Genomic DNA, 24,390 nt, shown 5'->3' on the forward strand with positions numbered 1-24,390 from the left:
AAGTCAGATCCCTTCGTGCTGTGATCGATTCTTAACGTCTCTCACATATCGATGAACTCGCACACTGAAGACCACCGCCAATGCAATGAAGAGTAGGATCGAGGCCACGCTCGTAGCAACCCACCAAACATTCAGGTGATCCCATTGCCAAAGATTTCCAAAGAACGAGAGAGACTTGATTGTGGGTTTATTCACCCAGCTCCTATTTACATACAGAAGAGCGCTCCCGAACAACACCACCACGACGCCAATAAGACCTCCACGCGTACTCATAGACGACCGAAGCACGCTTTCTCTTTCTGGAGAAAAGCCAAGCCAAGTAACCCCAAGAGCTAGAACTCCCAAAAAGAGAGCAGGCGGCACCGCAGCTTGGGAATTCAATAGATTCTTGTGATTGGGGCTCATGACAGTGAAGAGCGTAATGAACAACGCAAGAAAAAAGCTAACAATCGTAGCTAGGCCCAGCAACCCCGGTGGCACCTCAGAGAACTGTATTACTGCCAAAAGTCGATTGGCTGGCGAGGCTTTAGTGAGGCCGCGAATATACATCTGGGTGTAGGGGAGGCCTGCTGGTTCTTGGATCCAGACGGATGCTTTCGCACCAAAATTGTCGGCGCCGCGAAGCGTCTTATCCGCTCGATCCCACTTCCGATCATCTGTTTCAGAAAGCAGAGAATGGGAGATCACATATTCATCCGAACTCGTGTTAACCCTAAGGCGATATGTTCTTGCCATGAAGGGAAGCCACACGAGGACACCAATTCTTTGCGGTCTAGCTCCAAGAAGCATTCGAAGCCGGACATAAGACTTACTCTCAGCCGGTCCCGGTTGTGAGGCTTGAGAAGCCCCTTCAGTTCTCCATACAAGCGGTATCGTCTTTCGGTATTGAATTATGCACCGAGAAAACGCTTTAGTCTCAACGAGAATTAGGTAATAGCCAGCCATGAGTTCACAGAGCCGTTCAAGTCGTCTATGCGCTTCTTCATCTAGCTTCGCGCCTGCACGTACTGAGGTACTGCGCAGCACCTCTTTTGCTTTTGCTTCACTTCCCTCAAGCTTCACCTCCCATACCAAATCCGCTAGTTGGTTCATAGCTTGGTCATCTTCATCGCCAGGTGATGGCATGAATCCTTCCAGATAGGCTTTACAAAAGAGTCGCTCCAACACAATCCGTAGAGCCACGCCGGTCTGAACTTGACTCAACCGAGGAATAGGATTCCCCTCTCGATCTACGAGATCTAAATTATGCACGAGAAAACCCTTCTTGGCCCACAATGCCGGGATAATCACGGTCTGGCCGTGACTGACATCGGGAATATTTATCGTCAATGACAGATGGGCTTGCAACGTATGATGCGCCATCTCTATATTTGTCTCCGCGCGTTCTATATACCTGTCGGGCGCGCTAAGGATTCCAAAAAGGGCAGCAAAAGGATCAAGCAGTTTCCCTTCCTCTCTCCACGCTTCCTCCAGCTGTCGATCATCGCTGCCGTCACCGGGTTCAACTGCGTAGAGCTTTAGCGATTCCGCGGCTCGAAGTTGCGATTGAAGAGAAGGCGGCAATGAGGGTAGTGAAAAGTCCTCTAGATCGGATTGCGCAAGTTCGCGCCTCCTCTTGCTTACGCAAACAAATCCTACCCCGAGAAGAGCTGCCAAATCGGCCACCCAGAAACGAATAACCATTGAGTTCTTCATAAACTGAAGGTTGTCAAGCATAATAAATGGAATCAAAAGAAGGAAAATCAGAGAAAGTGACACTTTAACTCGCAGCAATTTAGCTTGATTTTCCCATAGTTTTGCTTTTTTGCGCCTCGGATTTCCTCCCGCGCGTATTGCTGGGTGGCGAAACAGATAGGTCGTAAATAGAATTACGGTGGTATAAAATATCAGGTTAAACCACATCGCCTTCTCCGTTCGCTCGGGGCAACACAAGCTTGAAATAGCTTGCTCGAAACCGCTCGGCGAGCAGCGCCTACATGGCGTATCGCGACGCGTCGCGACATCCTCTAAGCAGACGCTTCGCTCTGGTATCAACGGAGCTCACCAAATCCTGTAGCGCCGCCCTCACGAGTTCGCGATGATGCTCCGGTGACTGAGCCCGACCCCGGAGCCGGTCTCATCCGTCTCGAAAACTTGATCACCAGTGACCTGCACGCGCACATTGACCCCATGAACAGAGCCGCCGTGATCGGCTGGGGGCTCTTCTTCAACGTGGCCCACCAGGTCCGAGCGGTGCTCACGCTCCACCAGGCCGGCGCGTGTGGCGCGGCGTCCCCCAACCGAAGAAGCGCACTTGAGTACGCGATCACCCTGCGGTGGTGTATCGACCAAGGCGATCGGATAGGCGATATCTACAACCGCAAGCTGCGAGGCGATCAGATCCAGTTGGCAAACGCGCTGAAGGCGGACGGCACGAAGGACCGCTACAAGGACGCCTACGAGGTCATGGTGCAGACCGTGAAGACGGTGAAAGAGACCATCCCGCCAGACCCGAATGAGCGCCTGGCCAAAATCGAGCACCTGATGAAGGGCTACGGCCTCACCAAGGAGTGGAGCTTCTACACGGTGGATTCGCGCTTCACGCACCCGACGCTCACCGGGGCCCAGATGTTCTTCAAGACCGAGGGGGAGGCGTTCCACGTCAGCCAGGCACCGATCCACGAAGAGATCGTGCCGTGCCAGCTGTACTGCCTGTGGATCTTCCACATCGCGATGCTGGCCTTCAACGAGGTGCTCAACCGGCAAGCCGTGGACCACGGAGCTTGAGCAGGTGACCAAGGAGTACGGGTTCGCCACGACGCTCCCGCAGTGGCAGGGCCCCGAAGACCTGAACGTGCAGTAAGCGAGGACGGCTGACGTAGCGCCGCGTAGACCCACTAAGCGGGCGCTTCGCGCTCCGTGATCAAGTAGTCGACTGACGCCCGCGCCCGGCTTCCTAGAGCCTCAGGTGCCCTCGTAGGGCACGCCCGGACTGAGCCCCGGCGTGTCACCGATGTGTCACACACCCAAAGCTCGCGCCCCGGAGCGCAGTCCCCTGACCTGGACGTTTGCCGCACTGTGTGGACTGGACGGACGGAGAAGACTGGGCGTCAGCCACTGGGGGTCAAGGGGTCGCAGGTTCAAATCCTGTCGTCCCGACTTTTCGAAGTCGCAGATCAGAGGCCGTGTCGGAGTGATCCGATGCGGTCTCTGACGTTTTTCCGGACTGGTGGGGTGTCGGTAGGAACACCCCCGATCCGGTCCTCAGGCCCAGGGACTGTGTGTGCCGTCGGCGGCAGGATTCAAGGCGTACCGAATCCACCACACGGAAATTCCGGGGGACCCCATGAACGAAATGTCGGCCAGGCGTCTTGCGGGCGGTGCGGGAATCGCCGCCGCCGTCGCTCTCATCGTCGAAGTTCCGCTGTACTTCATCTATTCGGGGCCGCCGCCGGACGCGAATGTTCTCTCCCGGCTGCTGATCGGGATCGTCGCGCTGGCGTTTCTGCTGGTGTTCCTGACGGCCTTCCGTGAATTGGTGAAGCGGGTGAATCCCGCGTACGAGTGGGCCGGTTCCATGGCCTTCACCGCGGGGCTGGTCTACACGACGATCACGCTGGTCTCCAGCGGTCTGGAAGCCGGTGCCGTCATCGCCGCCGACCATCCGATCGACCCGACCATCGACGTCAGCGGCACCTACATTCTCTACGGGTCGATCTCCCGGCTCATGCTCGCGTTCTTTCTGACCGCGCTGGGATTCGTCGTCTCCCGCACGGAACTCCTGCCGCGCTGGACCAGCAGGTCGGCCTATGTCCTGGCCGGGATCAATCTGGCTTTCGTGCCGTCCCTGTTCTTCGGGAACTCTCCCGCGAATTTCTACGCGGCGAACGGCTGGGGCACCACCGCTCTCATGGGCGCGATTCTCAGCTATTGGCTGCTGGCGCTGGGTATCTCCACCTACCGCAGCGCGAAAGCACCGGCAGTGCCGACGGCACCGGCACCGGCAGTGCGGAACTGACCTCGCGGAGCCACCCCTTGTGCGGTCGCCATACCCAGGGAGGGTATGGTGACCGCATGGCCCGTCCCGGACATCCCGTAGCGCCGCACCCGAGGGTGCGGCGCTACGGGATGCTCGTCGCCACGCTGCTTCTGGGCCTCCTGGGCATGCACGGACTCGGGCCCGTTCCCCTGGCCCATCCCGCGCCGGGGCACGCCGTGACCATCATGACCGCGGCCAGGGGTGAGCAGGCGTCGACACCTGACGCCTGCGATCACGACGCGGGCGACTGCGGCAGCCACATGACCCACGCGGACGCGACCTGCGCCTCCGCCTCCGTCGCCGGTACTCCGGCCATGGTTCCGCTGCTGCTGCCCGATGTGGCCGCCTGGGCCCAACTGCCGGACACGCGCGGGTCCTTGACCGGTGGCGGCCCCGACGGCGGCCGGGCCCCGCCCTCCCTCTCCGAACTCCAACTCCTGCGGATCTAGAGCAGCCTGCGCGTGCACCCGCGCGCTTCGGTATGCCCTGCACAGACAACCGTTCCAGGAGTACCACCATGACCGCACAACGCGGGTTCGCCCGTCGTACCGTCGCTCTCGCCGTCACCGCCTCGGTGGCCGCGCTCGCGCTCGCCGCCTGTGGCGACAACAGCGACAGCAAGGGAAGCGGCGGGACCAAGACCGGCGGGCACAACGCCGCCGACGTCTCCTTCTCGAGGGAGATGATCCAGCACCACCGGCAGGCCGTGGAGATGGCCCAACTCGCCGCCGACCACGCCTCCTCGACCCAGGTCAAGAGCCTCGCCACGAAGATCAAGGGCGCCCAGGACCCCGAGATCAAGACCATGTCCGGCTGGCTCACGTCGTGGGGCGAGAAGGTGCCCCAGGACATGGCCGGCATGGGCCATGACATGTCGTCCTCGGCGCCCGGCATGATGACCGGCGCCGACATGGGCAAGCTGGAGAAGGCCTCCGGTGCCATGTTCGACACCATGTTCCTCAACATGATGGTCGAACACCACAAGGGTGCCGTGGCCATGGCCAAGACCGAGAAGGCGGACGGCAGTTACCGACCCGCCACCGAACTCGCGGCCGATGTGATCACGGCGCAGAGTGCCGAGATCGAGCAGATGGACAAGATGCTCGGCAAGGGCTGACACCACCGGCGGACAGGGTGGGGCCGGCCGCGCGGTCGGCCCCACCCCCGCGCTCAGGAACCCTCCGCCGCCTCGCGCCGCCGGCGCTGCTCCTCGAACAGCCGCAGGAACTCCTTCGCCTGCTCCTCCGCCACCCGCTGCTGCTCTGCCTCCTCCTCGCTCACCACCCGGTTCTCGTCGAACAGCCCCTCCGCACGCAGCTGTTGCTCCTGGACGGCGGTCGGCAGCTCCGGGTCGTGGTCGGAGGGGCGCGGGCCCTCGGGACCGTCGGGGCCGATCCGGACGAGCCGTTCGACCCGCACGATCCGCGTCCGGCACCCGTCGATCACGATCTCGTCGCAGCGCTCGGCGTCGATCCGGTCGGCCGCCCGCGCGTACTCGGCCCGTGTCTCCTCGTCGAGCTGCTCCATGGCCGGCGCCATCACCCGCAGATAGGTGGTGAGCGTGTCCCGCGCCCCCTGCGGGCTCTGGTTCGTCATCTGGGTCGGCTGCCAGCCGCCGTCCGCGTACTCCGCCGCGGTGAACTCGGCGGGCAGCAGCACACCCCCGGGGTGCGTCTTCAGGGCGCGCACCGAGTCCTTGCGCACGGGGGCGGGAGCCGTGCCCGGGGCGCGGACCAGCGAGAGCAGTTCCATCCGCAGGATGCCCTCGGACATGCCGGTCGCGGTGAACGGGTCGATCACGAATCCCGTGGTGCGGCTGGGGAGTTCGTGGGCGTGCCCGACCTTCGCCGGGTCGGGGTCGGACGGCCGGGGCGGCTCCGGTCCGGTCGGTCCCATCCGGATGAACTGGTCGGCCCGCACGACCCGGAACCGCCGGCCGAGCACCGTCAGCTCGTCCACCTTCTCCCAGTCCAGCCGCTCCGCGCCCCGCAGCCACTCCTGCTGAGTCGCCGTGTCGCCCGCGTCGCCGGCCGCCCGCGCGCGTTGGCGGAAGGTCATCGCCAGGGCGTCGCGGGAGCCCTGCGGGGCCATGTTGCCGAACCGGGAGAGGACCCGCCAGCCGCCGGAATCCAGCTCCTCGGCCACTCCGAACACCGGGCCGCCGCCGGCCAGGACGTTCGGGTAGGCCTCGCGGGCCTGCCACGCCTCCACGTCCGCGAGGGCGGCTGCCGGGGCGTCCTGCAGCGCTTCCATCCTGATCACCCGGTACCCGGGAACCTGATCACCGTGCTCAGACATGCTCCCAGCATGCCCAGCCGACGGGACGGCAGGCGACGAATCAACGCAACCGGCACATCAGTTGGGCTTGCGGCTCACCGGTTTCGGCCACACGTTCCACACCCCGGGGTGATAGACGTCGGGCATGAACAACTCGATCGTCTCCTCCTCTCCGGCCGGCACCCGATGACCGCGGGCGCCGACACCCCCGACCGCCGGGGCCGCACCGGCCTGGACCGCACCGGCCTCGACCTGACCGGCAACCCCCGGGTCAGGGTCCGCGACGTGAAGCTGCTCTCCAGCCACTGGTACGTCGAGCGCACCACTACCTTCGACTTCCGGCACGCCGACGGCACCTGGACCACCCAGGAACGCGAGACCCACGACCGCGGTAACGGCGCGACCCTGCTCCTCTACGACGCCGAGCGCGAAATGGTCCTGCTCACCCGCCAGTTCCGCTTCCCCGTCTACGTCAACGGCCACCCCGACGGCATGCTCGTCGAGACCCCGGGCGGACTCCTCGACGACGAGGACGAGCACCCCGAGGAGGCCGTACGGCGCGAGGTGGTCGAGGAGACCGGGCACACCGTCGGCGAGGTGGAGCACGTCTTCGACGTCTACATGAGTCCCGGCTCGGTCACCGAACGCATCGGTTTCTACGCCGCCTCCTACGGCCCCTCGACCCGCACCCACGAGGGCGGGGGCCTCCAGGAGGAGGGCGAGGACATCGAGATCCTCGAACTGCCCTTCCGCAGCGCCCTGGAGATGATCCGCACCGGGGAGATCGCCGACGCCAAGACCATCATGCTGCTCCAATGGGCGGCGCTGGACGGGCCGTTCGCCAAGTAGGCGCCCGGAAGCTTGACTTGAAGTGCGCTTCAAGGGCGAGACTCCCGTTCGTGCCCGGAGGACCGGGTGCGAACGGGAGGGATCATCATGAAGTACCGCACCATCGGCACCGATCCGGCCCACCGCCGCGAGGTGAGCGTGCTCGCGCTCGGGGCCATGCTGTTCGGTTCCCGCACCGACGAGGCGACCTCCTTCGCCGTGCTCGACCGCTATGTCGAGGCCGGCGGGAACTTCATCGACACGTCCGACAACTACGCGTTCTGGACCGACGGCGGTCAGGGCGGCCAGAGCGAGAAGCTGCTCGGACGCTGGCGGCGCAGCCGCGGCATCGGCGACGAGATCGTGATCGCGACCAAGCTGGGGGCCCGCCCGCTGGCACCCGGTACGGGATTCGTCGACAACCCGGAGGGCCTGTCCGCGAAGGTCGTCCGCGAGTCGGCCGAACGCAGCCGCGAACGCCTCGGCGTGGACAAACTGGACCTGTTGTACGCCCACATCGAGGATCAGAACGTTCCGCTGCGGGAGACCGTCGAGGGATTCGCCGAACTGGTCGCCGAGGGCACCGTCGGTCTCCTCGGCGTCAGCAACCACGCGGCCTGGCGGGTGGAACGGGCCCGCGCGATCGCCGCCGCGGCCGGACTGCCCGGCTACGAGGTCCTCCAGTACCAGCACAGCTATCTGCGCCCCCGCACCGACGTACCGTCCGGCCTCTTCCCCGACGGCAGCCTCGGCAGCGCGGGACCGGACCTGCTCGGCTATCTGCGCGCCGAGCCCGCCCTCACCCTGGTCGCCTACTCACCCCTGCTGGCCGGCGCCTACACCCGCCAAGACAAACCCCTGCCCGCCGACTACGACCACCCGGGCACCCCCGCCCGCCTCGCCGCGCTGCGGGAGGTGGCGAAGGACACCGGGGCGAGCGTCAACCAGGTGGTACTCGCCTGGCAGTTGGGCGGTTCGCTGCCGATCGTCCCGCTCGCGGGGGCCTCGTCGGTGGCCCAGCTGGAGGAGAACCTCGCGGCCGTGGACCTGGAGCTGACGGCGGAGCAGCGCGAACGCCTGGACTCCACCGTCCCGGTCAGGGCCTGACCAGCAACTGGAAGTCGAACGCGTACCGGGACGCCCGGTAGATGTGCGTCCCGTACTCGACCGGCCGCCCCGTGTCGTCGTACGCCGTGCGCTGCATCGTGAGCAGTGCCGCGTTCTCCTTCTCGTCGAGCCGGGCGGCCTCCTCGGGGGTGGCCGAGCGGGCGCCTATCGTCTGGCGGGCGCTGTGGAGGGTGATGCCGGCGGTGCGCAGCATCCGGTACAGGCCCGTCGACTCCAGCCGGGCGGTGTCGAGTTCGAGCAGATTGGCCGGAAGGTAGTTGCACAGGAACGCCACCGGCTGACCGTGCGTGGAGCGTAGCCGTTCCAGGAGCGTGACCTCGCTGCCCTCCGCGACCCCGAGGGCCGCCGCGACATCCGCGGTCGCGGGCACGCCCTCGTTGCGCAGCACCTCCGTGGTCGGTCCCTGCCCGGCCGACTCCAGGTCGTCGTAGAGGCTGCTGAGTTCCAGCGGTCTCTTGACCTGACTGTGCACCACCTGGGTGCCGACCCCCCGCCGCCGGACCAACAGTCCCTTGTCGACAAGGGACTGGATGGCCTGGCGGACGGTGGGGCGGGACAGGCCGAGGCGGACCGACAGGTCGATCTCGTTGCCCAGGAGGTTGCCCGGCGCGAGGGTGCCGTGCTCGATCGCCGCCTCCAGCTGCTGTGCGAGCTGGTAGTACAGCGGCACCGGACTGTTGCGGTCCAGGGCGAAATGCAGGCCGTCGAGCGGGGAACCGGTCACGGCACGCGAGTAGCCACCGGTCTTCGCCACAGAGGGCACCTCCTCACGGATCGTGACGGATGGTCAGGAGTTGCTGGGGAAACCGAGGTTGATGCCACCGTCGGCCGGGTCCGGCCAGCGGGTGGTGATCACCTTGCCCTGCGTGTAGAAGGCGATGCCGTCGTTGCCGTAGATGTGGAGGTCCCCGAAGAGGGAGTCCTTCCAGCCGCCGAAGGAGTGGTAGCCGACGGGCACCGGGATCGGCACGTTCACGCCGACCATGCCCGCCTTGACCTCCATCTGGAAGCGGCGGGCGGCGCCGCCGTCCCGGGTGAAGATCGCGGTGCCGTTGCCCCAACGGGAGCTGTTGATAAGGGTGATGGCCTCGTCGTACGACTCGGCGCGCACGACGACGAGCACCGGGCCGAAGATCTCGTCCTTGTACGCGTCCGCCGTCAGCGGCACCTTGTCGAGGAGGGAGACACCGAGGAAGAAGCCGTCCTCGTGGCCCTCGACCGAGAAGCCGGTGCCGTCGACGACGACCTCGGCGCCCTGTGCGGCGGCCGAGGCGACGTAGGACGCCACCTTGTCGCGGTGCTCGCGGGTGATGAGCGGGCCCATCTCGCTCGCCGGGTCGTTGCCGGGACCGATGCGCAGGTTGCCGGCGCGCTCGGCGATCTTGGTGACCAGTTCGTCGCCGGTGTCGCCGACCGCGACCACGACGGAGACGGCCATGCAGCGCTCGCCGGCCGAGCCGTAGGCCGCGTTGATCGCCTGGTCGGCCGCGAAGTCCAGGTCCGCGTCCGGGAGGACCAGCATGTGGTTCTTGGCGCCGCCGAGGGCCTGCACGCGCTTGCCGTGCTCAACCGCCTTGAGCTGGATGTACTTCGCGATCGGCGTCGAGCCGACGAAGGACACGGCCTCGATGTCCGGGTGCTCCAGGATGCGGTCGACGGCCACCTTGTCGCCCTGCACGACGTTCAGCACGCCCTGCGGCAGGCCCGCCTCGGAGGCGAGTTCGGCCAGGCGGTAGGACGCCGACGGGTCCTTCTCGCTCGGCTTCAGGATGAAGGTGTTGCCGGTCGCGACGGCGAGGGGGAACATCCACATCGGCACCATGGCCGGGAAGTTGAACGGCGTGATGCCCGCGACCACGCCCAGCGGCTGGCGGATCGAGGCCACGTCGACGCGGGTCGAGACCTGCGTCGACAGCTCGCCCTTCAGCTGCACGCTGATCCCGCAGGCGAGTTCGACGATCTCCATGCCGCGCGCGACCTCGCCGAGCGCGTCCGAGTGCACCTTGCCGTGCTCGGCGGTGATCAGTTCGGCGATCTCGTCGCGGTGCGCGTCCAGCAGCTCGCGGTACTTGAACAGGATCGCGGTGCGCTTGGCGAGCGAGGAGGTGCCCCAGCTCTCGAACGCGGCCTTCGCGGAGGCGACGGCGGCGTCCACCTCGTCGACGGTCGCGAAGCCGACCTGCTTCTCCTGAGCGCCGGTCGCCGGGTTGTATACGGGACCGAAGCGGCCGGACGTGCTCTCGACGGGCTTGCCGTCGATCCAGTGGGTGATCGTCTTCATGGTGCAAGTGCCTTTCGGGGGAGGGGAGTTCAGAGGTGGCGGCGACGGTCTACGACCTGGCGGTCGTACTCCTCACGGGCCTGTACGGCCGATGCCCGCGAGGCGGTCTCGGCGACCGGTACGTCCCACCAGGCCTCGGCCGGGGGAGCGGTCGGGGTGGCGATGTCGGTCTCGACGTAGACGCACGTCGGCCGGTCGGAGGCGCGGGCCGCGGCCAGTGCCTCGCGCAGTTCGCGCACGGTCTTGGGGCGCAGGACGTCCATGCCGAGGCTGGCCGCGTTGGCGGCGAGGTCGACCGGGAGCGGGGCGCCGGAGAAGGTGCCGTCGGCGGCCCGGTAGCGGTAGGCGGTGCCGAAGCGCTCGCCGCCGACCGACTCGGAGAGGCCGCCGATGGAGGCGTAGCCGTGGTTCTGGATCAGCACCAGGTTGACCGGCAGGCCCTCCTGGACGGCCGTGACGATCTCGGTCGGCATCATCAGGTAGGTGCCGTCGCCGACCAGCGACCACACGGCGGTGTCGGGGGCGGCCTGCTGGACACCGATGCCGGCCGGGATCTCGTAGCCCATGCAGGAGTAGCCGTACTCCAGGTGGTACTGGCGCGGGCTGCGCGCCCGCCACAGCTTGTGCAGGTCGCCCGGGAGCGAGCCGGCCGCGTTGATCACCACGTCGTCGTCGCCCACAACTGAGTCGAGGGCGCCGAGGAGTTGGGTCTGCGTCGGTACGGCGTTCTCGTCCGGGGCGGTGAACGCGGTGTCGACCACCCGCTCCCAACTCTCCTTGCCCGCGCGGTACTCGGCCTCGTAGGCCGCGTCCACCCGGTGGCCGGAGAGCGCCTCCGTCAGCGCGGTGAGTCCCTCCCTCGCGTCCGCGACCAGCGTGTGTGCGGCCAGCTTGTGGGCGTCGAAGGCGGTGATGTTGAGGTTGACGAACCGGACGGCCGGGTTCTGGAAGAGCGTGTTGGAGGCCGTCGTGAAGTCCGTGTAGCGGGTACCGACGCCGATGATCAGGTCTGCGGCGCGCGCGATGTCGTCGCTGACCGCGGTGCCGGTGTGGCCGATGCCGCCCAGGTCGGCCGGGTGGTCGTGGCGGAGGGAGCCCTTGCCCGCCTGCGTGGAGGCGACCGGGATACCGGTGGTGTCGACCAGGGCCTTCAGCGCCTCCTCGGCGCGGCTGTGGTGGATGCCGCCGCCCGCGACGATCAGCGGGCGCCCGGCGGACCGGATCGCCCGGGCGGCCTCCGCCAGCTCGGCGAGGTCCGGCGCGGGACGCCGTACGTGCCACACGCGGTCTGCGAAGAACTCCTCCGGCCAGTCGTGGGCCTCGGCCTGAACGTCCTGCGGGAGAGCGAGAGTCACAGCCCCGGTCTCCACCGGGTCGGCCAGCACGCGCATCGCGTTCAGGGCGGCCGGGATCAGGGCCTCGGGGCGGGAGATCCGGTCGAAGTAGCGGGAGACCGGGCGCAGGGTGTCGTTGACCGAGAGGTCGGCCTCGACCGGGTGCTCGAGCTGCTGGAGCAGCGGGTCGGCGGCGCGGGTCGCGAAGTAGTCGCCGGGGAGGAGCAGGACCGGCAGACGGTTGATGGTGGCGAGCGCGGCGCCCGTGACCAGGTTGGTGGCGCCCGGTCCGATGGACGTCGTGACGGCCTGCGCGGAGAGCCGGTCGAGCTGACGGGCGTAGCCAACTGCCGCATGCACCATGGCCTGTTCGTTGCGGCCCTGGTGGAACGGCATCGTGTCCTCGCCCGCCTCCAGGAGCGCCTGACCGAGTCCGGCGACGTTGCCGTGGCCGAAGATGCCCCAGGTACCGGCGATCAGCCGCTGCCGCACGCCGTCGCGCTCGGTGTACTGCGCCGACAGGAACTGCACCAGGGCCTGGGCGACGGTCAGGCGGCGGGTGGGGGTGCTCATCAGGACTTCTCCGGTGCCGTGTAGAGAGGGAGGCGGGGGTCGACGGGCTGCTCGGACCAGGTGTCGCGGACCCACGTGTGATCGGGGTGGTCGCAGATCAGCCAGGAGCGGTCGTCCTCGGGACCCGCCATGACGTTGAGGTAGTACATGTGGTGACCGGGCACCGCGATCGAGGGCCCGTGCCAGCCGTCCGGGACCAACACGACGTCTCCGCCCCGCACTTCGGCCAGGACGTCGGTGTTGCGGCCCTGTCCGGACGGCGAGACGCGCTGGTAGCCGAGACCGGGGGTGCCCTCGTGGTCGGCGAACTCGAAGTAGTAGACCTCTTCGAGGACGGACTCCTCGCCGGGCCGGTGCTCGTCGTGCTTGTGCGGTGGGAACGAGGACCAGTTGCCGCCGGGTGTGATCACCTCGACCGCGATGAGCTTGTCGCACTCGAAGACCCCGGCCGCGCCGAAGTTGTTGACCTGCCGCGAGCTGTTGCCGCTGCCGCGCAGCTCCACCGGAACCGAGGAGGCCGGGCCGTAGCGGGCGGGCAGCCGGCGGGTGCAGCGGGCGCCGTTGAGCGCGAAGCGACCGCCGCCGGCGGACGAGATCGTCGTACGGGAATCCCGGGGGACATACGCGAAGTCGCTCACGGAGGTGAACACGCTCTCGCGGCCGTCGAGTTCGAAGGTGTCATGGCCGAAGTCGTCGGAGGCGGAGACCGTGCAGCCACCGGTGAGCGGGAGGACGATCCACTCGCTGTCCTCGGTGTCGAAGGTGTGCGTGCCGCCCGGCGGCAGCTCCAGGACCCGCAGGCTGGAGTAGCCCCAGGCCGCCGACTCGGGGGTGACGTCCACGACGTAGGGGCCGCCGAGAGCCTTGCCCGCGGGAAGGTGGTACGCGCTCGTCATCGTGTGCCTCCTGTTCACAACAGACCCACGGCGGTGTCCACCGCCGCTTCCACGCCGCCGTCGGCGGGGTACAGCAGGGAACGGCCCACGACCAGGCCCTGGACGGTGGGCAGCCGCAGCGCCTTGCGCCACTTCTCGTACGCGCCCTCCTGGTCGTCGCCGACCTCGCCGCCGAGCAGCACGGCGGGCAGCGTCGAGGTATCCATGACCTCGGCCATGTCGTCCGGGTCTTCGGTGACGGGCAGCTTCAGCCAGGTGTAGGCCGAAGTGCCGCCCAGGCCGGAGGAGATGGCGATCGAGCGGGTCACGGCCTCGGCGGACAGGTCGTTGCGGACCTTGCCGTCGATCCGGCGGGATATGAACGGCTCGACGAACAGGGGGAGTCGGCGTGCCGCCATGTCGTCGATGGCGCGGGCGGTGGACTCCAGGGTGGTGAGGGAGCCCGGGTCGTCGTAGTCGATGCGCAGCAGCAGCTTGCCCGCGTCGAAGCGGAGCCGCTCGATGTCCTCGGCGCGGTGGCCGGTGAAGCGGTCGTCCATCTCGAACGCGGCGCCGGAGAGGCCGCCGCGGTTCATCGAACCCATCACGACCTTGCCGTCCAGGACCCCGAGCAGGAGCAGGTCCTCGAGTATGTCGGCGGTGGCCAGCACTCCGTCGACGCCCGGCCGGGACAGCGCGACGCACAGGCGTTCCAGCAGGTCGGCGCGGTTCGCCATGGCTGTACGGCGGTCGCCGACGCCGAGCGCGCCGCGCGCCGGGTGGTCGGCGGCCACGATCATCAGGCGACCGCCGTCGCCGAGCAGCGGCCGACGCACCCGGCGGGCCGCCGCCTCCGCGATCGCCTCCGGATGGCGGGCTCTGACCGTGACCAGGTCGGGGATGCTGATGCTCAAGAGAAGCTCCGTTCAGGGAAGACTCGGGCGGTCACGGGGTCAGCCGCCCACGCGGGCGCCGGCGAGCAGGTCCTCGACCTCGGACTCGGTGGGCATCGCGGTGGAGCAGGCGAGACGGGAGGCGACGAGGGCACCGGCCGCGTTGGCGAACCGCATGGTTTTGGCCAACTCCCAGCCGGCCAGCAGTCCGTGGCAGAGCGAGCCGCCGAACGCGTCGCCCGCGCCGAGACCGTTGAGCACCTCGACCGGGACCGGCGGCACCTCGGCGGTCGTGCCGTCGCGGTGCACGGCCAGCACACCCTTGGGGCCCTGCTTGACGACGGCCAGCTCCACACCCGCGTCCAGCAGCGCCTGGGCACAGGCGTGCGGCTCGCGGACACCAGTGGCGATCTCGCATTCGTCGAGGTTGCCGACCGCGACCGTCGTGTGGCGCAGCGCCTCCGCGTAGTACGGGCGGGCCTCCTCCGGGTCCTTCCAGAACATCGGGCGCCAGTCCAGGTCGAAGACCGTGGTGCCCGCCTTGTCGCGCGCCTTGAGGGCGGCGAGCGTGGCGGAGCGGCTCGGCTCCTCGCTCAGACCGGTGCCGGTGATCCAGAAGACGCGGGCCTGGCGGATCGCGAAGTAGTCCAGCTCGTCGGTGCGGATCTCCAGGTCCGGCGCCTTGGGCTGCCGGTAGAAGTACAGCGGGAAGTCGTCCGGCGGGAAGATCTCGCAGAACGTGACCGGGGTGGGGTACTCGGCGACCGGGGTGACCCAGCGGTCGTCCACGCCGAAGTCCTTGAGCGCCTCGTGCAGGTACGCCCCGAAGGGATCGTCGCCGGTGCGGGTGATCACCGCGGTGCCGCGGCCCAGCCGGGCGGCGGCCACGGCCACGTTGCTCGCCGAACCTCCGAGGAACTTCCCGAAGGTCTCCACCTGCGCCAGCGGCACGCCGGACTGCAAGGGGTAGAGATCGACCCCGATACGGCCCATGGTGATGAGATCGAAGGGCTGGGCTGACTCGGCCATGCGCGGCACTCCTCTGAGCTACTGGGGGGTGGGCGGGTCCCGAGGGCCTGCCGACTCCCAGGTGTAGGACTCCGAGGGGCGCTCTGTCAATAGTTTGTACTTACATTCGGACCTGCTTGTGAAATGATGTCTTAACAAAGTATTGACAGCGGGCGCGACCGGGGATTGGATTCCGTCCCAGCGCAACAGCCGTGTTTCACGGCGTACGACCCGGGGTCGACAGACCCCGAGCCCGGATCTCTGCGATCATTGCTCCCTTTCCCCTGAAGCACAGTGAGGTGCAGGAAAGATGGACCGTTCTTCCCACTCCCGTTCGCGCAGAATGGCCCCCTTCGTGGCGGTTGCCGCGGCAGCGGCACTGACCCTCGCCGGCTGCTCCAGCAGCTCGGGCGGCAAGAAGTCCACGGAGGACACCTCCGGCGCCTCCGCGGGCAAGGCCAGCACTCCGCGTATGACGGTCGCCCTGGTCACGCACCAGGCGCCCGGAGACACCTTCTGGGACATCGTCCGCAAGGGCGCCCAGGCCGCCGCGGCCAAGGACAACATCAAGCTCATCTACTCGGCCGACCCGAACGCGGGCAACCAGGCGAACCTGGTGCAGAACGCGATCGACCAGAAGGTCGACGGCATCGCGGTCACCCTCGCCAAGCCCGACGCCCTCAAGGACGTCATCAACAAGGCGAAGACCGCGAACATACCCGTGGTCGGCCTCAACTCCGGTCTCAGCGACTGGAAGAAGCTCGGACTGCTGGAGTTCTTCGGCCAGGACGAGACGGTCGCCGGCGAGGCGCTCGGCAAGCGGCTGAACACGGAAGGCGCCAAGAAGGTCGTCTGTGTCATCCAGGAGCAGGGCAACATCGGTCTGACCCAGCGCTGCGACGGCGTGAAGAAGACCTTCACCGGCACCACCGAGGTCCTCAACGTCAACGGCACGGACATGCCGTCGGTGAAGTCGACGATCACCGCCAAGCTCACGCAGGACAAGGCCATCGACTACGTGGTCACGCTGGGCGCTCCGTTCGCCATGACGGCCGTGCAGTCGCTGTCCGACGCGGGCAGCAAGGCGAAGGTCGCCACCTTCGACCTCAACAGCACCCTGACGGGCGCCATCCAGAAGGGCACCGTCCAGTTCGCGGTCGACCAGCAGCCGTACCTCCAGGGCTACTTGGCCGTCGACTCGCTGTGGCTCTACAAGACGAACGGCAACTACAGCGGCGGCGGTGAGCAGCCCGTACTGACCGGCCCGGCCTTCGTCGACAAGACCAACGTCGCAGCCGTCGCCAAGTACGCCGCCAACGGAACCCGGTGATGAGCATGACCCAGCACGCCGAGCCGGCGGTGACCTCACCGCCGGCCCCCGGCCCCAAGCCCACCGACGGCCGGACCGCCGAACGCCCCCTGGCCATCCGGCTGTTGGCCCGCCCCGAGGTGGGTGTCTTCCTCGGTGCGGCCGCGGTGTACGTGTTCTTCCTGATCGCGGCTCCGCCGGTGCGTGAGGGCGCGTCGATGGCGAACATCCTCTACGGTTCGTCGACCATCGGGATCATGGCCCTGCCGGTGGCGCTGCTGATGATCGGCGGCGAGTTCGACCTCTCCGCCGGTGTCGCCGTCATCACCTCCGCGCTGACCGCGAGCATGCTCAGCTACCAGCTGACCATGAACGTGTGGGTCGGTGTGATCGTCGCTCTGCTGGTGTCGCTGGGGATCGGATTCCTCAACGGCTGGCTCGTGGTCAAGACCGGTCTGCCGAGCTTCCTGATCACGCTGGGCAGCTTCCTGATCCTGCAGGGCGTCAACCTCGCGGTCACCAAACTGGTCACCGGGAATGTGGCGACCGACGACATCAGCACCATGGACGGCTTCGGCCAGGCCAAGAAGGTCTTCGCCTCCTCGTTCGACGTCGGCGGCGTCCAGGTGAAGATCACCATCGTGTGGTGGCTGGTGTTCGCCGCCATCGCGACCTGGGTTTTGCTGCGGACGAAGTACGGCAACTGGATCTTCGCGGTGGGCGGCAACAAGGACTCCGCCCGTGCGGTGGGTGTGCCGGTGGCGTTCACGAAGATCTCGCTGTTCATGCTGGTCGGGTTCGGTGCCTGGTTCATCGGGATGCACCAGCTGTTCTCCTTCAACACCGTGCAGTCCGGCGAGGGCGTCGGGCAGGAGCTGATCTACATCTCGGCGGCCGTGATCGGCGGGTGTCTGCTGACCGGTGGTGCGGGTTCGGCGATCGGGCCGGTGTTCGGGGCGTTCATGTTCGGCATGGTCCAGCAGGGCATCGTCTACGCCGGCTGGAACCCCGACTGGTTCAAGGCGTTCCTGGGCGTGATGCTGCTGGGCGCCGTCATGATCAATCTGTGGGTGCAGCGCACCGCGACCCGGAGGTGACCTCGATGACCGACCACAAGAGCGGCACCCACGGCGCGGTCCTGACCGACACGCCGCCCGGGGACGGGGACCATCCCCTCGTCCAGCTCCGCAACGCGGGCAAGTCCTACGGCAACGTGCGTGCCCTGCACGGCGTGGACCTCGCGGTCCGCCCCGGCCAGGTCACCTGCGTGCTGGGCGACAACGGCGCGGGCAAGTCCACCCTGATCAAAATCATCTCCGGCCTGCACCAGCATTCGGAGGGCGAGTTCCTCGTCGACGGGGAACCGGTGCACTTCACCACCCCCCGCCAGGCGTTGGACCGGGGCATCGCGACGGTCTACCAGGACCTGGCCGTCGTCCCGCTGATGCCGGTGTGGCGCAACTTCTTCCTCGGCTCCGAGATGACCCGCGGCCCCTGGCCCGTGCGCCGTCTCGACATCGAGAAGATGAAGCAGACCGCCGACGAGGAACTGCGCAACATGGGCATCGTCCTGGACAACCTCGACCAGCCCATCGGCACCCTCTCCGGCGGCCAGCGCCAGTGCGTGGCCATCGCCCGCGCCGTCTACTTCGGCGCCCGCGTCCTCATCCTCGACGAGCCGACCGCAGCCCTCGGCGTCAAGCAGTCCGGCGTCGTCCTGAAGTACGTCGCCGCGGCCCGCGAACGCGGTCTGGGCGTCATCTTCATCACCCACAACCCCCACCACGCCTACATGGTCGGCGACCACTTCAGCGTCCTGCGCCTGGGCACCATGGAACTCTCCGCCGAACGCAGCGAGATCACCCTCGAAGAGCTGACCAACCACATGGCCGGCGGCACCGAACTCGCCGCACTCAAGCACGAGTTGTCCCAGGTCCGCGGCGTCGACGTCGAAGAACTCCCCGAAGAGAAGGACCTCAAGGCTTCGGCGGCCGCATCACCTGAAGGGACGTCCTGACATGCCCGACCGTCCCTCTCTGGACCGCATCCGGGTGGGCTCGGCCCCCGACTCCTGGGGCGTGTGGTTCCCCGACGACCCCCAACAGGTGCCGTGGCAACGGTTCCTGGACGAGGTCGCCCAGGCCGGCTACTCCTGGATCGAGCTGGGGCCGTACGGCTATCTGCCGACGGACCCCGCCCGGCTCACGGACGAGATCGCGCGGCGCGACCTGAAGGTCTCCGCGGGCACGGTCTTCACCGGCCTGCACCGCGGCCCCTCCGTCTGGGACGCCACCTGGGAGCATGTGAGCCAAGTGGCCGCGCTCACCCAGGCGACGGGAGCCAAGCACCTCGTGGTCATCCCCTCCTTCTGGCGGGACGACAAGACCGCCGAGATCCTGGAGCCGCCGGAGCTGACCGGCGAGCAGTGGGCCCACCTCACCAAGGGCATGGAACGCCTCGGGCACGAGGTCAAGGAGGCGTACGGACTCGACATCGTCGTCCACCCGCACGCCGACACCCACCTCGACACCGAGGACCACGTCGAGCACTTCCTCGACTCGACCGACTCCGAACTGGTCAACCTCTGCCTGGACACGGGGCATTACGCCTACTGCGGCGGCGACAGCGTCAAGCTGATCGAGGCCTACGGCGAACGCATCGGCTATCTGCACCTCAAGCAGGTCGACCCGGAGATCCTCGCCGACGTCGTCAAGAACGAGATCCCGTTCGGACCGGCCGTGCAGCGTGGCGTGATGTGCGAACCGCCGTCCGGCGTACCGGAGTTGGAGCCGGTGCTGGTCGCGGCGCAGCGCCTGGGCGTGGAGTTGTTCGCGATCGTCGAGCAGGACATGTACCCGTGCGAGCCGGACAAGCCCCTCCCCATCGCGGAGCGCACCCGCAAGTTCCTCCGCTCCTGCGGTGCCTGACGAAACGTGAGCAACGTGACGACCCTGACGAGCCGAAAGGACGGCCGATGGCCATGAACCCGCGCGACACGCTCGGAGTGGCAGTGGTCGGAACCGGAAAGATGGGGACGGACCACGTCCGCCGGATCGGGGAAGTGGTCAACGGCGCCCGGGTGAGCGCCGTCGTGGACGTCGACGCCGAGCGCGCCAAACGGATCGCGTCCGGGATCGAGGGCTGCACCGCGTACACCGACCCGGCCGCCGCGATGGCGGCGGCCGACGTCGACGCGGTCCTGATCGCCTCACCGGGCCCCGCCCACGAGGCGGCCCTGCTGACGGCCTTCGAGCACGACCTCCCGGTCCTGTGCGAGAAGCCGCTCACCCCCGACGCGGCCTCCGCGCTGCGCGTCCTGGAGGCCGAGGTGCACCTCGGCCACCGCCGGGTCCAGGTCGGCTTCATGCGGCGCTACGACGCCGAGTACATGAAGCTCAAGGCCCTCCTGGAAACAGGCCAGTTGGGCCGACCGCTGATGCTGCACAACCGGCACCGCAACGCGGCAAGCCCGCCCTTCTTCACCAGCTCCATGCTGATCAGCGACTCCGTGGCCCACGAGACCGACGCGACCCGTTGGCTCCTCGGGCACGAGATCACGGCCGTCCAGGTGCTGCGCCCGCGGCCCTCGGCGAGCGCCCCGGACGACCTCCAGGACCCGCAGTTCGTCGTCTTCGAGACCGACGGCGGCGCGATCGTCGACGTCGAGATGTTCGTCAACTGCGGCTTCGGCTACCAGGTCCAGGCCGAGATCGTCTGCGAACGCGGCACCGCCCGCATCGGCGACGGCCACGCCGTGGTCACCAACATGGCCGGCCGCTGGGGCGGCACCATCGCCCAGGACTTCGTCGAACGCTTCGCCGACGCCTACGACCGCGAGGTCCAGACCTGGGTCGACGCCACCCGCCGCGGCGAGGTCACCGGCCCGACCGCATGGGACGGCTACACGTCGGCGGCCGTGTGCGAGGCGGGCGTACGGGCGTTGGAGGAGGGGGTGCGGGTGGAGGTCGAGTTGGTGGAGCGGCCCGCGCTCTACCGATAGCCACTTCGCGGGGCAGTGCCTGTGCAACCACCACCTGTTCTCTGTTGTCCTTTGTCCTTGAGCCGTACTTGAGTCGTCCTCGAGTGCGGACGACAAAGGGGGGTGCGGATGGGGCCGGTGCGCATACTGCTGCCGTTGTTGCGCGCGACGGCACGCCTGGCTCCCGGTCCGGGAGTTCCGCTGCTCGGGGCCGCGTTGCTGCACTGCGCGGTCCCCGGCTGGGCGCTGCTGCACCCGCCGCCGCCCGCTCGCCGGTCGGCCTGGGCCCAGGAAGCGGTCGCCGTGTACCGTCCCGGGACCGAACAAACCCATCCCGAGCAACGCCACTTGGACGCGCTGAGCCGCGCACTGGTCGTACACGCCCACACCCTGGTGCTGGCGGAACGGTACGCGGAAGCCGGCACCGTCGTGGACGCGGCGCTGGGTGTACCGGGGGCGAGGATGTCCCCGGCCCTGACCGCGTGCGCCCTCCACGCACGGGCACAGGCACTCGTCTTCGGCGGCCGTGCGGCGGAGGCCCAGGAACCCGCCCGTGAGTGCGTGCAGTTGTATCGCGGCTCGCCGCCCCCCGCGCGGCGGGACCGAAGCCTGGGTGCTTTGCCGGTCGCCTTGCGCACGCAGGGGCTCGCGTTCACCGTCGTCGGCCGTACGGCGGAGTCCGTCGCCGTGTACCTGGAGTGTGCCGCCCTCCTGCGGGCCGTGTCCGTACGGCAGTTGTCGCGTTTCCTGCGTCTGCGGGCCCAGGTGCTGGTCGAGTTGGCAGGCGGACTGCGGGCGCTCGGCCGGTACGAGGAGGCCTTGGCACTGGAGCCCGAGGCGAAGGAGGCGGTGTACGGGGCGATCGCCAGGATCTGTCCGGAGTTCGTACTGCCGTTGCGAGTCCGGCTCCTCACGGACCTGGCCCTATGCCGCAGCGCGACGGGTTCTCCCGCTGTCGCGCGTACGATCGCCGACCAGGCGGTCTCCGAGGCCCGAGAACTGGCCGACCAGCCCGAGCGACTCGCCGAGGCCTTGCGCTGCCTGGCCCTCATCCTGGACGAACCGGGTGCGTACGACGAGCAGTTGACCATCCTCACGGAACTTGCCGGGCTGTACACCCGCCTCGCCGCCGACCGTCCGGAGGCTTTCGAGCCGCTGCTCGCCGACACCCTGGACGACCTGGCCCGCTGTCACCGGCGAAGCGGCGACCACCTCAAGGCCGTTGCGGACACGGAACGGGCCGTGGCCGCATACCGGCGCGTCGGGCGGCACGAGGACCAACTCGCCCGCATTCTCGCCAACTTGAGCATCCGTCAGCAGAGTGCAGACGACGCGGAGTCGGCCGTGTCGAGCGCCCTCGAAGCGGTCGCCCTCACCCGCCGGCTCGCCGAGTCCGACAGGGAGACCCACGGTCCCCTGACGGCGCGCCGCCTGCGGGTCCTGGCCCAGGCCGTCGGTCTCGCCGGCGACCGCACGGCCGCCGTGGCCCGCTACGAGGAGGCCGAGGCCGTCCTGAGAGAGCTGATCGGTATCCCCGGCGTCGAGGCGGAACTGGCGGTCACGGCCTCGGCTCTCGCCGTCGCGCTCGACACCGAGGTCCAGGACAGACTGGCCGCGGATCGTCCCGAGGAGGCGGTCGCGGCCCTGCGCTCCCTGCTCGACCTCACCCGCCGCACCGACGCAAGAGACGTCCACGCCCGGTGTGTCATCGCGTTTGCCCAGGCCCGTGCGGAACGCCCGGACGACATCGACATCGTCCGGGCGTGGGAGCGGGCGGTCGGGGTGCCGTACCCGACCTTCGTCTACCGCAGAACCGACACCCGCGGCCGGGGCGCGAAGCCCGCCGCGCGGTAGGACTCGTCGATGAGGGTCATCGTCGCGACCGCGTCGTCCGGGCCCAGCGGGAGGGGCGCGCCGTTTCTCAACCGGGCGGCGAACGCCTCCAGCTGGTAGGTGTACGAGGAGCGGCGGCCGAGCCGCTCCGTGCGCTCGCCGTCCGTCGTGCGGATGACGACCCGGTCGTCCAGGTGGGGGAGGACGAAGTTCGGTGCGAACGCCTCGCCCCGGCTGCCGGTGATCCGGCAGCTCATCACCATCTCGTCGTAGGCCATGTGGCAGCGGGCGGAGCCCGTGGCGCCGCTCGGGAAGGCGAGGTCGGCGTCCAGCCACTCGTCGACGCCCGGTGCGCCCGCGTGTTCGCCGCCGCGGGCCGAGACCAGCCGGGGTGCGCCGCCCGCCCAGGGGGCGAGCATGCGCTGGGCGTGCAGGCTGTAGCAGCCCAGGTCCATGACGGCGCCGCCGGCCAGGTCGAGCGACCAGCGCGGGTCGGTGTCCGGCGGGGCCGGGATCGCCACGAGGGTCTCGACGTGCCGCAGTTCGCCGAGCTCACCGGAGGCCAGCAGCTCGTGCAGGCGCCGAGTGACCGGGTGGAAGAGGTAGTGGAAGGCCTCCATGAAGACCGTGCCGGCCTTCGCCGCCGCCTCCCGGACCTCGGCCGCCTCCTCGGCGTTGCTCGCCGAGGGCTTCTCCGACAGGACGTGCTTGCCCGCCTCCAGCGCGGCGAGGTTCCACGGCCCGTGCAGACCGTTGGCGAGGGGGTTGTAGACGACCTCCACCTCGGGGTCGGCGATCAGGTCGGCGTACGAGTCCGCGATCCGTTCGACGCGGTGTGCGGTGGCGTACGCCACCGCGCGGTCCCGGTCGCGGGCGGCCACCGCCACGAGGCGGTGACCGGTCGTCCGGGCCGGGCCGATCAGGGACTGCTCGGTGATCCGAGCCGCTCCCAGTACTCCGATGCGCAGTGGTTCCCGGCCCGGACCGCTCATGCTTCGCGTACCTCCTGGATGGTGACGGGGCGGTGCTCGTGCAGCGACAGGGTGCAGGCGTCGGCGATCCAGCCGGCCTCCAGCGCGTCGGCTACGGTGCAGGGGGAGGTGCGGGTGCCGGCCACCACCTCGGTGAACGCGGTGAGTTCGGCGCGGTAGGCGGCGGTGAAGCGGTCCATGAAGAAGTCGTGCGGGACACCCGCGGGGAAGGTCACGCCGGGCTCCACGGAGCGCAGCGGCAGCTTGTCCTCCAGGCCCACCGCGATGGAGTCGGTGAAGCCGTGGATCTCCATGCGGACGTCGTAACCCCGGGCGTTGTGGCGGGAGTTGGAGACCACCGCGATGGTGCCGTCGTCGAGGGTGAGGATGGCGCCGGTGGTGTCGGCGTCGCCCGCCTCCTTGATGTACTCGGCGCCCCGGTTGCCGCCGACCGCGTACACCTCGGTGACCTCACGGCCGGTGACCCAGCGGATGATGTCGAAGTCGTGCACGGAACAGTCGCGGAAGATGCCACCGGACGCGGCGATGTACGCGGCGGGCGGCGGCGCCGGGTCGAGCGTGGTCGACCGCACGGTGTGCAGCTTGCCCAGCTCGCCGGACTGCACGGCGGCGCGCGCGGCGACGAAGCCGGCGTCGAACCGGCGGTTGTAGCCGATCTGGATCGGCACGTCGCTGCCCTCGACGGCCTTGAGGACCTGGACGCCCTCGGCCATCGTCTTGGCGACGGGCTTCTCGCAGAAGACCGGGATGCCCGCCTCGACGGCGGCCAGGATCAGGCCCGGGTGGGCGTCGGTCGCCGCGGCCACCACGACACCGTCGACCCCGGCGGCCAGCACGGCCTCGGGGGAGTCCGCGACCTGGGCGCCGAACCGCTCGGCGGCCTTCTTGGCGGCCTCCGCGAACGGATCGGCAACGACGAGGGACTCGACCGCGTCGAGTCCGGACAGGGTCTCGGCGTGGAAGGCGCCGATGCGGCCGAGGCCGAGGATTCCGATGCGCATGAGGGCTCTTGCTTTCTTGAGGGGTGCGGGTTTCTTGCAGTTGTCTCTCGCAAGGGTTTCT

At 68.2% G+C, this 24,390-nt stretch carries 22 protein-coding genes; 12 read left to right on the forward strand and 10 right to left on the reverse strand.

Annotated features, from left to right (window positions below; genetic code table 11):
- Positions 1-3: 3 nt before the first annotated feature.
- On the reverse strand, positions 4-1,902 hold the full coding sequence (locus OH768_RS45305) for a hypothetical protein (RefSeq protein WP_406462620.1): 1,899 nt from the start codon (positions 1,900-1,902) through the stop codon (positions 4-6).
- 186 nt (positions 1,903-2,088) lie between these two features.
- On the opposite strand from OH768_RS45305, the gene OH768_RS45310 reads away from it, so the two are divergent.
- The 4 genes from OH768_RS45310 to OH768_RS45325 all read left to right on the forward strand — a co-directional run bounded on the left by OH768_RS45310 (position 2,089) and on the right by OH768_RS45325 (position 5,135).
- Positions 2,089-2,766 carry a DUF5677 domain-containing protein gene (locus OH768_RS45310; RefSeq protein ID WP_406462622.1) on the forward strand — a complete coding sequence of 226 codons (678 nt, stop codon included), beginning with the start codon at positions 2,089-2,091 and terminating at the stop codon, positions 2,764-2,766.
- 559 nt (positions 2,767-3,325) lie between these two features.
- Positions 3,326-3,997, forward strand: a complete 672-nt coding sequence (locus tag OH768_RS45315; RefSeq protein ID WP_406465698.1) for a hypothetical protein — start codon at positions 3,326-3,328, stop codon at positions 3,995-3,997.
- Positions 3,998-4,053: 56 nt separating this feature from the next.
- Positions 4,054-4,467, forward strand: a complete 414-nt coding sequence (locus tag OH768_RS45320; RefSeq protein WP_406462624.1) for a DUF6153 family protein — start codon at positions 4,054-4,056, stop codon at positions 4,465-4,467.
- A gap of 68 nt (positions 4,468-4,535) precedes the next feature.
- Positions 4,536-5,135, forward strand: a complete 600-nt coding sequence (locus OH768_RS45325) for a DUF305 domain-containing protein (protein ID WP_406462626.1) — start codon at positions 4,536-4,538, stop codon at positions 5,133-5,135.
- Between the two features lie 53 nt (positions 5,136-5,188).
- Here the strand turns inward: OH768_RS45325 and OH768_RS45330 are convergent, their stop codons facing one another.
- Positions 5,189-6,316: a DUF5954 family protein gene (locus OH768_RS45330; RefSeq protein ID WP_406462628.1), complete on the reverse strand. Its 1,128-nt coding sequence runs from the start codon at positions 6,314-6,316 to the stop codon at positions 5,189-5,191.
- A 165-nt stretch (positions 6,317-6,481) separates the two neighbouring features.
- Here OH768_RS45330 and OH768_RS45335 point away from each other — a divergent pair, with 165 nt between their 5' ends.
- Entirely contained in the window at positions 6,482-7,144 is a 663-nt protein-coding gene (locus tag OH768_RS45335; RefSeq protein ID WP_200714301.1) for an NUDIX domain-containing protein, read from the forward strand.
- Between the two features lie 87 nt (positions 7,145-7,231).
- The gene (locus tag OH768_RS45340) at positions 7,232-8,230 is read left to right on the forward strand and encodes an aldo/keto reductase (protein WP_406462630.1); all 999 of its coding nucleotides are present in this window, start codon (positions 7,232-7,234) and stop codon (positions 8,228-8,230) included.
- Here the strand turns inward: OH768_RS45340 and OH768_RS45345 are convergent.
- Genes OH768_RS45345 through iolC form a run of 6 tightly spaced genes read right to left on the reverse strand, consistent with a single transcriptional unit; the run spans position 8,220 to position 15,236 of the window.
- Positions 8,220-9,005: a GntR family transcriptional regulator gene (locus OH768_RS45345; protein ID WP_307783379.1), complete on the reverse strand. Its 786-nt coding sequence runs from the start codon at positions 9,003-9,005 to the stop codon at positions 8,220-8,222. The two genes, OH768_RS45340 and OH768_RS45345, sit on opposite strands and share 11 nt — an antisense overlap.
- 33 nt (positions 9,006-9,038) lie before the next feature.
- Complete coding sequence (locus OH768_RS45350; protein WP_406462633.1) at positions 9,039-10,532, reverse strand: CoA-acylating methylmalonate-semialdehyde dehydrogenase; 1,494 nt, start codon at positions 10,530-10,532, stop codon at positions 9,039-9,041.
- A 29-nt stretch (positions 10,533-10,561) separates the two neighbouring features.
- The gene (gene iolD / locus OH768_RS45355) at positions 10,562-12,439 is read right to left on the reverse strand and encodes a 3D-(3,5/4)-trihydroxycyclohexane-1,2-dione acylhydrolase (decyclizing) (RefSeq protein WP_406462635.1); all 1,878 of its coding nucleotides are present in this window, start codon (positions 12,437-12,439) and stop codon (positions 10,562-10,564) included.
- Complete coding sequence (iolB, locus tag OH768_RS45360) at positions 12,439-13,335, reverse strand: 5-deoxy-glucuronate isomerase (protein ID WP_406462637.1); 897 nt, start codon at positions 13,333-13,335, stop codon at positions 12,439-12,441. The genes iolD and iolB overlap by 1 nt, the downstream gene beginning before the upstream one ends.
- A gap of 14 nt (positions 13,336-13,349) precedes the next feature.
- Positions 13,350-14,228 (reverse strand): deoxyribose-phosphate aldolase, encoded by an 879-nt coding sequence (locus OH768_RS45365; protein ID WP_406462639.1) that lies wholly within the window; start codon positions 14,226-14,228, stop codon positions 13,350-13,352.
- 39 nt (positions 14,229-14,267) lie between these two features.
- Positions 14,268-15,236, reverse strand: a complete 969-nt coding sequence (gene iolC / locus OH768_RS45370; RefSeq protein ID WP_406462641.1) for a 5-dehydro-2-deoxygluconokinase — start codon at positions 15,234-15,236, stop codon at positions 14,268-14,270.
- A 289-nt stretch (positions 15,237-15,525) separates the two neighbouring features.
- Between iolC and OH768_RS45375 the strand changes: the two genes are divergently transcribed.
- The 6 genes from OH768_RS45375 to OH768_RS45400 all read left to right on the forward strand — a co-directional run bounded on the left by OH768_RS45375 (position 15,526) and on the right by OH768_RS45400 (position 22,357).
- Complete coding sequence (locus OH768_RS45375) at positions 15,526-16,545, forward strand: sugar ABC transporter substrate-binding protein (protein WP_406462643.1); 1,020 nt, start codon at positions 15,526-15,528, stop codon at positions 16,543-16,545.
- Positions 16,545-17,621, forward strand: a complete 1,077-nt coding sequence (locus OH768_RS45380; RefSeq protein WP_406462645.1) for an ABC transporter permease — start codon at positions 16,545-16,547, stop codon at positions 17,619-17,621. The genes OH768_RS45375 and OH768_RS45380 overlap by 1 nt, the downstream gene beginning before the upstream one ends.
- A gap of 5 nt (positions 17,622-17,626) precedes the next feature.
- Complete coding sequence (locus tag OH768_RS45385; protein WP_406462647.1) at positions 17,627-18,541, forward strand: ATP-binding cassette domain-containing protein; 915 nt, start codon at positions 17,627-17,629, stop codon at positions 18,539-18,541.
- A gap of 1 nt (position 18,542) precedes the next feature.
- Positions 18,543-19,451 carry a sugar phosphate isomerase/epimerase family protein gene (locus tag OH768_RS45390; RefSeq protein WP_406462649.1) on the forward strand — a complete coding sequence of 303 codons (909 nt, stop codon included), beginning with the start codon at positions 18,543-18,545 and terminating at the stop codon, positions 19,449-19,451.
- Positions 19,452-19,504: 53 nt separating this feature from the next.
- Positions 19,505-20,524: a Gfo/Idh/MocA family protein gene (locus OH768_RS45395; RefSeq protein ID WP_406465700.1), complete on the forward strand. Its 1,020-nt coding sequence runs from the start codon at positions 19,505-19,507 to the stop codon at positions 20,522-20,524.
- A gap of 117 nt (positions 20,525-20,641) precedes the next feature.
- Positions 20,642-22,357, forward strand: a complete 1,716-nt coding sequence (locus tag OH768_RS45400; protein WP_406462651.1) for a hypothetical protein — start codon at positions 20,642-20,644, stop codon at positions 22,355-22,357.
- Here OH768_RS45400 and OH768_RS45405 read toward each other — a convergent pair.
- A complete protein-coding gene (locus OH768_RS45405; RefSeq protein WP_406462653.1) occupies positions 22,306-23,328 on the reverse strand; it encodes a Gfo/Idh/MocA family protein in 1,023 nt (340 codons plus the stop codon). The two genes, OH768_RS45400 and OH768_RS45405, sit on opposite strands and share 52 nt — an antisense overlap.
- Positions 23,325-24,329 carry a Gfo/Idh/MocA family oxidoreductase gene (locus tag OH768_RS45410; RefSeq protein WP_406462655.1) on the reverse strand — a complete coding sequence of 335 codons (1,005 nt, stop codon included), beginning with the start codon at positions 24,327-24,329 and terminating at the stop codon, positions 23,325-23,327. The genes OH768_RS45405 and OH768_RS45410 overlap by 4 nt, the downstream gene beginning before the upstream one ends.
- Between the last annotated feature and the right edge of the window lie 61 nt (positions 24,330-24,390).

The organism is Streptomyces sp. NBC_01622 (assembly GCF_045209635.1).
GTDB lineage: Bacteria > Actinomycetota > Actinomycetes > Streptomycetales > Streptomycetaceae > Streptomyces.